This window comes from Asticcacaulis sp. P2_C5, from assembly GCF_056404555.1.
Genome location: NZ_JBFUDU010000006.1, coordinates 91,091 through 103,648, shown reverse-complemented (window position 1 = coordinate 103,648; position 12,558 = coordinate 91,091). Strand labels below are relative to the sequence as shown.

Genomic DNA, 12,558 nt, shown 5'->3' with positions numbered 1-12,558 from the left:
GCGTGAAAACGTCCTACCGGCATGGCATCGCCATTTCGGATATGCCCATGTCGCTCAGCCAAGTCCTGTATCACCTGAAAGAAGGCGCCGACCAGGTCATCGAGACCTCCTGCGCCGTCGTCATCCTGAAGGGCACCAAGGCCTACAAGGTCAAGAAAAGCGTCGACTACGGCTTTCTCGACTTCACCTCGGCCGAAAAGCGCCGCGCCGCGCTGCTGCGCGAGTTACGCTACAACCAGCGCATGGCGGCGGACATCTATCTCGGCGTCGAGGAGATTGCCGGGGAAAGCGTCCTGGTCATGCGCCGCTTCGACACCGCCGGTGTGCTGGGCGAGCAAAGCGCCGTCCAGCCGGACTGGGCACCCGATCTTGATCTGATGCACGACCTGGGCCGCCTGATCGCCCGCTTTCATGCCGGATCGGAAATCTGTCGCGATAACCAACATATCAATAATATTAAATATGTCATTGATTCCAATAAGCGAAACATTGACGTCTTTCGCGATCAGTTGGGCCACGATGCCGTCGACGCCTATGATGCTGCCATCTATTCCGCCTATGACGCCGTGGAGCCCGACGTCTTGGCACGGTTTGCCGACGGCCATGTGCGGCATTGCCACGGCGACCTGCACCTCGGCAATATCCTGATCGAGAACAACGCGCCGGTCCTGTTCGACTGCATCGAGTTCAACGAGCGCCTCAGCCAGATCGACGTCCTTTACGATCTGGGCTTTCTGCTCATGGACCTGTGGGTGAGGGGGCATGGTGACGCCGCCAATCGCGTGCTCAATGTCTATCTCGAACAGGCTGCCCGCCTCGAAGACGACGTGCAGAGCGTCTATGCCGGGCTGAAACTCCTGCCACTCTATCTTTCGGTCCGCGCCGGTGTGCGCTGCCACGTCAATGCCAACTATGGCGGCGAAGGGCATTATGCCATGGATAAGGCGCGCATGTATCTTGAGGCTGCCCACCGTTTCCTCGATCTCAAACCAGCACAGCTTACCGCGATCGGGGGGTTGTCCGGTTCCGGCAAGAGCACGCGCGCCCGCCGGATAGCGCCGGACAGCGGCCGCGCGCCGGGCGCCGTGGTCCTGCGCAGCGATGAGATCCGCAAACGCCTGTGGGCCTGCCCGGAATATGAGGCCCTGCCGAAGGACGCCTATGCACCGGACGAGAACCACCGTGTCTATGCCGAGATGTTCACCCTGGCCCAGACCGTCGCCGGCACCGGCCAATCGGTCGTTCTGGACGCCACCTTCCGCGAAAACCCGTGGCGCGATCGGGCCGAGGCTCTCGCCGGGGAAGCGAATCTAAACTTTGTCGGACTCTGGCTCGATGTGCCGGCGGCTGACCGCATTCATCGCATTAATGCGCGGACGAAGGATGTTTCGGATGCAACGCCCGATGTCGCGGAGCGGCAGCAAGCTATTGATCTCAAAACGATTTCGTGGCAGATTGAAGTTTAGTCAAGCCGTAAAAACGCCCCAATCGCGGCGTTAACTATGTTTGGGGTAGGGGAAAGATACGGCACTTTATGGGAATTGGCGACGTTCGGCCGTGAATTTTATTCCGGGGGCTTCAACAAATTTTCGCGTTTTAAAGGTAAATTCGTGACGTGGCCTCACCGAGGTCTAAGCTAGGCGAATCCGTTCCACATGAAACCAATCACAATAAAAGGGAAAACCCATTCGTGACGGAAGACACGCCGACAACGAAAGCCCATAGTTCCAAGCCGAAAAAGGGTTTGGCCTTCGCCCATTTCGCCTTCATGGTCGCTCTGGTTACGCCCCTGTATCTGTTGGGCGTCATGATGGCCTGTCATCTGGGCTACCTGGATTACGACATTGGTTTCAAGACCCTGACCCTTATGGTCGCGCCGAAGCTGGCGCTGGGCGCCATCGCGGTCGCCGGCCTGTCCCTGCTGATCTCCCTTTTCAGGGCGCCCGGCCGCTATGGCCCGTGGGCGTTTGCGGCCGTCCTGATTTCGGCTGCGGTCCTGTGCGGCTTCTATGCCTATCAGAAGACGTTGAAAGCCAATCCGCCCATTGGCGACGTCGCGACCAACTGGGATGCGCCGGTCACCTTTTCAGACAAGTTGGTTGAGGCACGCGGGCCGGGGGCGCGCCGTGTCGAGGATCTGCCACGCGTGCCGCGCAATGAATCGATGGATTGGGGCGGCAAGACCATCCCCGAAATCAACGCCCAGTATTGCCCGCAGGCGCGGACCATTACCAAGAAACAGGGTGTAACGGCGGAACGGATCGCTGCCATGCTGACGGCGAACGACTATGTGGTGTTCGGCACGTCGGACTGGCGCGTCGAAGCGACCTATCAGGACAATTTCTTCGGTTTCAAGTCCGACGTCGCGATACGCCTGGACCCCCAGGGCATCGACGTCCGCTCGGTCGGCCGTTATCCCATGCCCGACCTCGGCGGCAATTGCCGGCGCGTCGTCGACATTATCCACAAGATCGAAGCCCTGTGACAGCTGGCCGGCCAGAGGTGGCTTAACTTTTGCTTAACCCTGATCAGATTTGACAGGGGTGACGCATGGCCGGGCACATAGTTCTATACGTTTCAAGGCGTACACAGCGTTTGATGGTGGCTCTGCTGGGTCTCGTTCTGGCACATACCCTGGTGGCCAGTTGCACACCTGAGCCGGTATCGCCCATGGCGGCCCGGATCGACGTCCGTCACGGCTGAGTCTGTCGTTTATCCTGAGGCATTTTGGGGCCCGTATTTGGCCGCATATCTTGGCGATTTTGTTGCAGTGCAGCCTGCGCAAGGCGGACAAACTGGCTGTGTCTCCGGCGCAACAGAGTTTCGTGTTTGCAGGTTCGCAATGCGGTCTATCGGCGCAAAAATAGCCAGCCAATACAATTAACAACAAGGTCTGTGCATGTGTGTCCGCGATGACATGAACTGACGCAACTGAGTCCGTCAGGATTATGGTCTTGTGGCCGCTCTACGGCCGTTGCAAGTTCGCCTGAAGGCTGCGGTGGCGATTGAACCAGACTTTTCCACAGAAATGAATATATCGTACCCTGCGTTATCCGGGGTTATTTTTTTCACAACCCCGGATGTTTTCGATATACCATATATTAAGACTTATGCTGTTGATTAAGCGGCGAAAATTTGCCCTTTAAACGGTGAAAGGCGACCTGAGTGACGCCTGCAAAAATCGTCCCCGAAGCGCTTATTAACCTTACCTTACGGAAGGTTACCTCTGTGACTTTATTGAAACAGGTTTCAAATGATATAGACAAAAATGTGTCGTGCGATTGACGTATTTGCGACACGGGTCTTTAAGTTTGTTAACAGCGTGCAATGCTGGAAACTGCGGCGGGTGCGCCTACACCCTCATGTAACCCGGAGAAACAAGAGTGAAAAACAAAACTTTGCGATCTGGCCTAATGGCCACGACGACAATTTGCGGTGCGGTATTGTCGGCCCTGGTGGCTATGCCCGCAATGGCGCAGGATGCTGCTCCCGCCGCGGCGGAAGAGACCACCACCGTCGTCGTTACCGGCTCGATCATCAAGCGCAAGAATTTCCAATCCATCTCGCCGCTGACCGTTCTCAGCGCCGCTGACCTGGAAAAGCGCGGCGTCACCACCATTGAAAGCGCCGTGCAGAACGTTGCCGGCAACAATGGCGGCGCCATGAACAACAACTGGAGCGCTGCGGGTAACTTCGCGGCCGGCGCCTCGGGTGTCTCGCTGCGCGGCCTGACCACCAACTCGACCCTGGTCCTGGTCGACGGCATGCGCCTGTCCTACTATCCTCTGGCCGACGACGCCACGCGTAACTTCGTCGACCTCAACACCATCCCGGACGGCATCGTCGATCACGTCGACGTCCTGCTGGACGGCGCTTCCGCGACCTACGGTTCCGACGCCATCGCCGGCGTTATCAACGTTGTCACCAAGAAGCAGATCAAGGGTTGGACCCTGAAGGCTTCCGTCGGCGGCCCGACCGGACACGGCGGTGCTGGCACCAAGTCGATCTCCGGTTCCTGGGGTATGGGCGACATCAATACGGACGGCTATAACTTCTATGTCGCCGGCGAATATCAACACGACGATATCCTGCTCGCCAAGGACGCTGACTTCCCGTACAACACGGCCGATTTCAGCTCAATCTGCGCCCAGTCGCAAAAGTCCCCAGCAACCGCTGCTCCCGGCGCCATCGACGCCAGCGGTAAGACCTGCATGACCAATGGCATCGTCAATGGCACGCAGTTCGACGGCCGCTTCGCCGGCATCGGCACGACGACCGTTCCGATGGTCCGTCCGTACAACAGCACCAATACCGGCGCCGCGCAAGGCAACTGGCAACTGCTGAACCCAACCGCCGGCTGCCGTGACCTGACGGCCTTCACAGTTGGCGCGGCCAATCTGCCGACCGCGGTCGCTGGCGTTCCGGCCGGCACCAAGGTCTGCCAACAGGACCTGGTCAAGCAATTCAACACCATTGCGCCGGAAGACACGCGCAAGAGCGTGACCGCCCGTCTGACGAAGCGCTTCAGCGACACGATGGAAGGCTATGTTTCGGCGACCTTCTATCAAAACGAAACCTATTACACGGGCCGCGGTGGTCCGCGTAACATCCAGGCCGCGACGACTCCGGGTGCTGCTGGTACCTCCGTCAACCTGACGGCGATTGCTCTGCCGGTGTGGATCTGTAATCTGCCTGCGTCCAACGGTAACATCTACGCCTGTGACGCCAACTCGCCTGGCGCGAAGCGCAACACGGTCAACAATCCGTTTGCCGCCAATGACCAAACGGCGCGTATCCTGTATCGTTTCGGCGATATACCTAACTACACCAAGACCAAGTCGGAAACCATGCGCATCGCGGCCGGTCTGTCCGGTTCGGCTGACGGTTGGGATTACAACGTCAACTTCACAGCGATGAAGACCAAGCTCGACTATGACAAGTACGGCTCGATCCAATTGTCGCACCTGAAGCAAGCGATCCGCGACGGGTCCTATAACTTCTTCGATCCGTCGGCCAACAGCCAAGCGGTTCGTGACTTTGTTGCTCCCCCCAGCCTGCAAAAGGCCGAATCGGAACTGGTACTGGGGCAGGTCGATGCCTCCAAGCCGCTGATGCAATTGGCTGGTGGCCCGCTGACCCTCGGTGTTGGCGCTGCCCTGCGCTATGAACGCGTCAACAACCCGTCTGCCAACCCGGATCCGGGCGCACCGGCTGATCCGTTCGATCGCTACGATGGCAACGTCAACCCGTTCGGCGCTGTTGGTTACCGTCACGTCACCTCGGCCAGCTTCGAACTCGACGCGCCGTTCACCGACAACCTCGACGTCAACTTGGCCGGTCGTTTCGACAGCTATTCGACGGGCTTCGCCAACTTCTCGCCGAAGATATCGGCGCGCTACAAGCCGATCGAGACCCTGACCCTGCGTGGTACCTTCTCTAAGGGCTTCCGTGCACCGTCGATTGCGGAAACCAATTCCGATCCCTCGACCGGCTTCATCACCCTGGACGCGCCGGACGATTTCATCGCCCTGCACAATGCCAACGGCACGCCGAACTATGGCGTTGGCTACAACGTCGGTCTGACGACAGTCGCGGCCAAGGACCTGGGACCGGAAACCTCGGAAAACACCTCGCTGGGCGCCGTTTGGCAACCGACGAAGTGGCTGGGCTTCAGCTTCGACTACTTCAACATCCACAAGGAAGACATCATTGCGGGCGGTGACTTTGCCCCGGCGCTCGATGCCTACTTTGCCGGTCAACCGATCCCGGCTGGTTACGCCGTTATCCCTGGCCAAGTTGACCCGAACCTGCCGAACGCTCTGGCTACCCCGGGCTTCATCCAGTACGGTCTGCAAAACCTGAATGCTCAGGACATTGCCGGCTTCGACGCCTCGGTCCAGGGCCGCTTCAACCTGGGTCCGGTCAAGTACACGACGTCGCTGGACGCCAGCTACATTCAGTACTATTCGCAAACCTATGCTGACGGTAGCAAGCAACGCTATGACGGCACGCTCGGTAACAACCAGATCACTTCGGGTTCCGGTACGCCGAAGCTGAAGGGCAATTGGCAGAACGTGTTCGAATTTGGCCCGGCCTCTCTGACGGCTACGGCCTACTATGTCAGCGGCTACAAGGCTGTCGCAGCCGACAACGGAGACGACATCTACGGCACCTGTGCTGATGGCTCGACCGCCGCGAAGTATCGTGACAACTTCACGGTCATCCAGTGTAACGTTGACAGCTTCGTCAGCGTCGACCTGCACGGTGCGTACAAGATCAACGCCAACTACCTGGTCTATGTCGACGTTCTGAACGCTTTCGGCGCCGAAGCTCCGTTCGATCCGTCCGGCACGTACCGCCTGACTCAATACAACCCGGCCTTCCACGGCTCGGGCATGATGGGCCAGTTCGTCAAGGTCGGTGGCAAGGTCACCTTCTAAATTCAGGTCACAAGCCTGAAAACGGAAAAGGCGGTGCTTCGGCACCGCCTTTTTTGTTTGCCGCTGCCGGGATTGCCGGGCACGACGCGTACCTGGAATTACGGTAGGTTGGCAGTTTAGGCTTTTTGAACGAGATATTTCCCATGGCACGACGCGCGCGCATGATATTTCCGGATGTTGCCCATCTTGTGACCCAAAGAGGCAATCGTCGCGAAAGCATCTCCTTCGAAGACGGCGATCAGCAGATTTATTTTGATCTTATGTCGACACAGCTCAAGCGATACGGTGTGGCGTGTTGGAGCTATTGTCTGATGCCGAACTCCGTCCACCTGACCCTGACGCCGTCGGACGAGGTCGGCCTGACACGCGCTGTCGGCGAAGCGCATCGTCGCTAGACGGCTCTTGTCGGCGCGCGAGGTCGATGGACGGGACATCTGTTCCACGGCCGTTTCGGCTCGGTCGCCATGGTCGAGCGCTGCGACGCATTTGGATGGACGCGACACAAGCTATGTCGAAGTCGGGCTGGCCTTGTCACGGGTCAGTAACTTTGCCGAGTTTATCCGCCTGTGGTTGACACTGACCCCAGATGGACAAGTGTGCTACGAGCGGAACTCATCGGTCGCCCGGTCGGTGTTGCGGAATGGGTCAAGAAATTGGAAGCTGACTATGGGCGAAACTTGCTGCCGTAGAAGCGGGGCCCAAAGGCGAGGGGCAATGTGGTTATAGTAATTATGCACCGTAATTGCAGGGCTATTTCGGGGGCTTGTATCCAGGTGGGATAGAGCCTGTAGCCGCACGCACGATAAACCGGACATGGAAGAGCTCCGACTTATCGATGCGACCCTTGTAAACGGCTTCCCGCGCCTCCCAATCCAGGGCTGTGATCTGGGTGGAAAGTGCTGCGCCCAGCTTGCCATTTTCAAAGGTCTTGATCGGAACCTCTGAAGGGTGGCCGGAAATGCGCGTGGTCATCGGAACGATGATGCACATGCCGGACTTGTTAAGGACCGCTGGACTCAGCACGACACCAAAGCGCAATCCATCTTGTTCGTGGCCAACTACAGGCCCGAAGTCGAGGTGGAGAACATGTCCCTCGTCAGGAACATATTTCTCCTCAGTTTTTGGAGCCATCAGAATTCTTCCTGACCACGACGATCGCGGCGCAGAAGATCGCGATGCACATGTTCGGGACCGAAGTCCGCGAAGAGCTCCTGGATCAGGGCGTCTTCCGCTGAGGTGTCATCGCCGATGATAGGCGTAATTACGATCGAACCATTACGCCAGTCCATATCGAACCCCTTCACTTTCTCCAGACCGTGGGCTTTGATGAACCCGGCCGGAACTGAGAAGGCGCGGCTGTTGCCCGTCTTCTTCAGTGTTGTCGGAATGCCCATGACGCCTCTCCAGTGCGGAATACATTGTAGGTACATAACCCTTTCTCGTTAGGATTTCAATTCGCTTTGATCGTTGAAAATTGGCGCTCAACAATTTATTGGATCAAGCAGCCAACGCGACGCTGGGAGACCTTATTACCGAACCGCGCGGCGTATGTCTTACAATTGCCAAACGCACTGCTTCCATGCCAAGTGACATTCCGCAGTTTCCACGGCAGGTTTGGCATGAAGCGCATTTTCTTCCTCATCTTTATGTTGACGGCCGCCTTGGCGCAACCGACCTTGGCGGGCCATGCGGCGAACCGAGTTTCACAGTCGCTCGACAAGGCGTGGGTTTTCACACGCTCCGATCCCGCCGATGGCGCCGCCGTGAAGGCCGATATGACAGATTGGCAAACTATCAACCTGCCGCACAGTTTCGACAACACCGACCCGGACGCCGATGGCAAATATTATCGTGGCCCGGCCTGGTATCGTCATGTCCTGACCGTCGCCCATATCGCGCCCGGCGAACGGCGCTATATCGAATTCGACGGCGCGGCACTGGCGACCGATCTGTGGGTCAATGGCCAACGGGTGGGGCGCCACGAAGGCGGTTTTGCCCGCTTCCGTTTCGATCTGACGCCCTATCTCAAGCCGGGCGCGAACCTTCTGGCCGTCCGTGTCGACAACAGCCGTTCCGAGTCCGTCCTCCCCTTGAGCGGTGACTTCACGCTGTTCGGCGGCATCTACCGCAGCGTCCGCCTGATCACCACGCCGGCCGTTCACTTCGATATGCTGGACTATGGCGGACCAGGTGTCTACTTGGCCCAATCTCAGGTCACCGCCCAAAGCGCCAACCTGCAATGGACGGCTGGCGTCGCCAATGACAGCGATATGAGCCAGCCAGTCACCGTGGCGGTTCGCCTGTACGACGCCCATCATAGCCTCGCGCAAACCATCGTCCAGACAGCCGATGCTCCGGCGCACGCTGTTTCACCTGTCACTCTGACCGCCATCCTCGACAATCCCCACCTTTGGCACGGCGTCAATGATCCTTATCTTTACACAGCCGAGGTCACGCTAGTAGCCGGTACGGCGCAAGACGGCGTGAGCCTTCCTATCGGTCTGCGTGATATACGGCTCGATCCCGATCGCGGCCTGTTTCTCAATGGCCGGTCCTACAATGTCCATGGTGTCAATCTGCATCAATCCATGCGGCCGGGCGTCGGTCCGGCGGTGAGTGATGCGGCTGTTGACGAAGACTTCGAAATCCTGGCCGACCTTGGCGTCACCGGTCTCCGCCTGGCGCACTACCAGCATGATCAGCGCGACTATGATCTCAGCGACCGCGCCGGTTATCTGGTGTGGACGGAGATGCCCCTGGTCTCCGAAGCCAACGGCTCGCCCGAATTTTTGGTTGACGCAACCCAGCAGTTGCGTGAACTGATCCGCCAGAACAGCAACCATCCCAGCGTCATGGTCTGGGGCCTGGGCAATGAGATCTACAAGTCCGACGACGACAGCAATAGAGTCCTCGACGTCCTGCAGACAGTGGCCCGCGAAGAAGATCCGTCGCGCCCGACGGTCTACGCCAATTGCTGCGGGCCCGTGACCCAACCCCATGCAAGCCACACCGATGCCCTGGGTTCCAATGTCTATTTTGGCTGGTATAGCGGAGACTTCAGCGATCTGGCGGGCTGGGGCGCGACATCGCACGCCTCGCGTCCGACGACGCCGTTGTCGCTTAGCGAATATGGGGCAGGAGCGAGTATTCTGCACCAGGAAGATCCGCCGGTCCGTCCCAAACCCGGCAGTCGCTGGCACCCGGAGCAATACCAGGCCCTCTATCACGAAGCCGCCTGGCGGCAGATCCGCGACGACATGTCCTATCTTTGGGGCACCTTCGTCTGGGTCGGCTTCGACTTTCCGTCGGCGGGGCGCAACGAAGGTGACCGCGCCGGCATCAATGACAAGGGTTTGGTGACCTTTGACCGCAAGGTGAAGAAGGACAGCTTCTTCTGGTATCAGGCCAACTGGTCATCCAATCCCATGGTCTATATCACCTCGCGTCGTGATACTGTGCGCAGCCAAGCCTCCGTCACCGTAAAAATCTATAGCAACCAATCGGTTGCTCACCTGACGCTGAACGGCGCCGACCTGGGCGAAAAGCCGGTCGATGACCATGTCGCCGTCTGGCAGGTCGACCTGGCGCCCGGCCGCAACAGCATCAAGGTCACCGCAGGAACATCAGCCTCCGACCATGTCGAATGGATCTATCAACCCCGTATCGCAACACCCTGATTCCGTGCGGCTTACCGATGGCGTAACTCCTGCGCGGCGCTGAGAGCCTGGCAACCCTCCGTCGGCGTTGCCGACACCTCCCCCGCAAGCGGCTAGGCCATGCACACATCTTTAAAATATTTTAGTATTCAGTTGCTTGCGTAGATTGCCGAGATTGGATTTCGACTCCAAGCGCATCGACGGCGACGGGAAGGCCCCCACCACCCGCCTTCGGCCAGCGCTTCACTTCGTTTCGCTTGACCTTGGGCGGTCCCCCTCCCCGCGTGGCGGGGAGGTATAAGTCTTTGTTTCAGCTAACTTATACTCCACCGCTACGCGGGGGAGGTGGCGGCGCAAGCCTCTACGACCTTTTTAGGTCGTTAAAGAGGCTTAGCGCTGACGGAGGGGGGCCTTGCTAAGCTCAAAGCGCCGCTCAATGTCGAAAAGACTGCCAAAACTCTTGGTATTACATGGATTTATGAGATGTGTGAATCGCCTAGCCGCGTAGCGGTGGAGCATAACTCAAGGATTACGTGGCGCAGACCGTAACCCGATAACCAGTTCACGCTATCCACCTACCAAAAACGCCCGGCGGTCAGCCGGGCGTTCTGGTTCTGTGGGCTCGGCTTTAAGTCTTACCGCGCCGTATTCTCATACGGTTCCGGAGCCATGACATTGGCGCCCTGTTCGCGCAGGCGCTCATCGGCGACATGATCGATCACAGCCTCCGCTTTCGGATCGCTCATCGCCCAGCCCAGGAAGGACAGGGTCTTCAGGCCGGTCAGGCTCATCTTGACGCTGTTCTGTACGCCGCCGAACATGCCCGGCTTGCCGGGGTAATCGACCAGGCGTACGGGCGCAGAGGCCTCGATCTTGGCCAGGGATTTGGCCGTGTCGACGGCGTCATAGAAGCCGCCCGTCTTATCGACCAGGCGCAGATCGACCGCCTGGGCCCCGGTCCATACCCGGCCCTTGGCGATTTCACGCACCGTGTCTTCGGGGATGTTGCGGCCCGAAGCGACGTGCAGGATAAAGCTGTTATAGATCTGGTCGATCCAGCTGGACAAGGCTGCCCGCTGCGTCGGCGAGAAGCCCTTGGATTCGCTGAAGGCCTGGCTGTAGTCGCCGCCGACCGAGATGTCGCGAATATCGATGCCGAAACGGCTGAGCGCGTCGCCAATGGCGAACTTGCCGCCGAACACGCCGATCGAACCGGTCAGGGTGCTCGGGTTGGCGACGATGGCCGAAGCCCCCGACGAAATCCAGTAGCCGCCCGAAGCTGCGTATTCACCCATCGAAACGACGACGGGCTTGCCGGCTTCCTTGGCGGCCTTCATAGCATTGGCGATCTGCTCGGACGCCGTGTCGGAACCGCCCGGTGACGAAACGCGGAAAACGATGGCCTTGACCTTGGGATCCTTGATCGCGGCATAGAAGGCGTTGGATATGTCGTCCGACATCATCTTCTTTTCGCCGCCGAAGCCTGCACCACCGGCCTTGCCGGTCATGATGGCACCTTCGCCGTCGATAATAGCGATCACCTCGCCCTTGCTGTCGGGCACCAGGGTGCGTTCATATTCGCGCAGATCGACGATCTTGGCGTCGGTGCCACGCTTCAGCGCCGCATCCTGGGCGTCGTGAACCTGGCCCAGATTGGTGATCAGGCCCAGTTCCAATGCCTTTTCGGCGCCGTAGGGGCCGGCTTCCAAGGTCGTCTTCAGGGCGGCGGCATCGATGCGCCGGTCGTGGGCGATATAGCCCAGCATGGACTGATAGATGCTGCCCATCCACGACAGGGTCGCTTCACGGTGAGCCGGGGTATAGTCGTCATACAGATACGGATTGACCGCGTTCTTGAATTCGGCGCGCTGCTCGTACTGCGCCGAGATACCGTACTTGTCGAAGGCCTTTTTCATGAACATGGTCGAGGTGGCGATGCCGGTCACCTGGAACGACGAGCGCGGTTGCATCCACAGCTCGCTGGCCGAGGCGCCCACCATATAGGACGAAATCACCATGGTGTCGGGATACAGGCCCTGGCTGTGGGCGATCACCGGCTTGCTGGCGCGGCGGACATAGATGATGGCGTCGCGAATCTCTTCGGCAGCGGCAGGGGACATGCCGCCTTCGGGCAGGCGCACGAAGACCGCCTTGACGTGCGGATCATCGGCAGCCTTGTGCAGGGTTGTCACGACCTCGAGCGTCGACAGGCTCTTGCCGGTCAGGAAGTCGAACGGCGCATTCGAACCCTGGTCACTCATCTTTTCGCGCAGGTCCAGCGACACCACGACGTCGCCCGTCGTGTGCGGCTGGGCCGACGACGCCAGGCCAACGATCAGCGCGATCGGCAAGCCGACCAGAACGATGATCATGCCCGCAATCACGGCCGACAGAGTGATAAAAAACTGTTTCATGCGAAACCCATCATCCCCACGCATTTATGCACCGGACAGCATAATCGT

Annotated in this window: 9 protein-coding genes; 6 read left to right on the top strand and 3 right to left on the bottom strand. The window is 59.0% G+C overall.

Annotation, left to right across the window (positions count from 1 at the left end; all coding sequences use genetic code 11):
- The first annotated feature begins 47 nt into the window (after positions 1-47).
- From AC1DXO_RS12060 to AC1DXO_RS12040, 5 genes are all read left to right on the top strand, one after another.
- On the top strand, positions 48-1,466 hold the full coding sequence (locus AC1DXO_RS12060; RefSeq protein WP_476978396.1) for a bifunctional aminoglycoside phosphotransferase/ATP-binding protein: 1,419 nt from the start codon (positions 48-50) through the stop codon (positions 1,464-1,466).
- 224 nt (positions 1,467-1,690) lie between these two features.
- Positions 1,691-2,485: a DUF1499 domain-containing protein gene (locus tag AC1DXO_RS12055; RefSeq protein WP_476978395.1), complete on the top strand. Its 795-nt coding sequence runs from the start codon at positions 1,691-1,693 to the stop codon at positions 2,483-2,485.
- Positions 2,486-2,550: 65 nt separating this feature from the next.
- Complete coding sequence (locus AC1DXO_RS12050) at positions 2,551-2,703, top strand: hypothetical protein (RefSeq protein ID WP_476978394.1); 153 nt, start codon at positions 2,551-2,553, stop codon at positions 2,701-2,703.
- A 710-nt stretch (positions 2,704-3,413) separates the two neighbouring features.
- A complete protein-coding gene (locus AC1DXO_RS12045) occupies positions 3,414-6,440 on the top strand; it encodes a TonB-dependent receptor plug domain-containing protein (RefSeq protein WP_476978393.1) in 3,027 nt (1,008 codons plus the stop codon).
- Between the two features lie 143 nt (positions 6,441-6,583).
- Complete coding sequence (locus tag AC1DXO_RS12040; protein WP_476978392.1) at positions 6,584-6,835, top strand: transposase; 252 nt, start codon at positions 6,584-6,586, stop codon at positions 6,833-6,835.
- Between the two features lie 355 nt (positions 6,836-7,190).
- On the opposite strand, the gene AC1DXO_RS12035 is transcribed toward AC1DXO_RS12040, so the two are convergent.
- On the bottom strand, positions 7,191-7,571 hold the full coding sequence (locus AC1DXO_RS12035; RefSeq protein WP_476978391.1) for a type II toxin-antitoxin system PemK/MazF family toxin: 381 nt from the start codon (positions 7,569-7,571) through the stop codon (positions 7,191-7,193).
- The gene (locus AC1DXO_RS12030) at positions 7,571-7,834 is read right to left on the bottom strand and encodes an AbrB/MazE/SpoVT family DNA-binding domain-containing protein (RefSeq protein WP_476978390.1); all 264 of its coding nucleotides are present in this window, start codon (positions 7,832-7,834) and stop codon (positions 7,571-7,573) included. Before AC1DXO_RS12030 ends, AC1DXO_RS12035 begins: the two co-directional genes overlap by 1 nt.
- Before the next feature lie 225 nt (positions 7,835-8,059).
- Between AC1DXO_RS12030 and AC1DXO_RS12025 the strand changes: the two genes are divergently transcribed.
- Positions 8,060-10,117 (top strand): glycoside hydrolase family 2 protein, encoded by a 2,058-nt coding sequence (locus AC1DXO_RS12025; RefSeq protein WP_476978389.1) that lies wholly within the window; start codon positions 8,060-8,062, stop codon positions 10,115-10,117.
- 614 nt (positions 10,118-10,731) lie between these two features.
- Here AC1DXO_RS12025 and sppA read toward each other — a convergent pair.
- Complete coding sequence (sppA, locus tag AC1DXO_RS12020) at positions 10,732-12,510, bottom strand: signal peptide peptidase SppA (RefSeq protein ID WP_476978388.1); 1,779 nt, start codon at positions 12,508-12,510, stop codon at positions 10,732-10,734.
- Positions 12,511-12,558 lie beyond the last annotated feature (48 nt).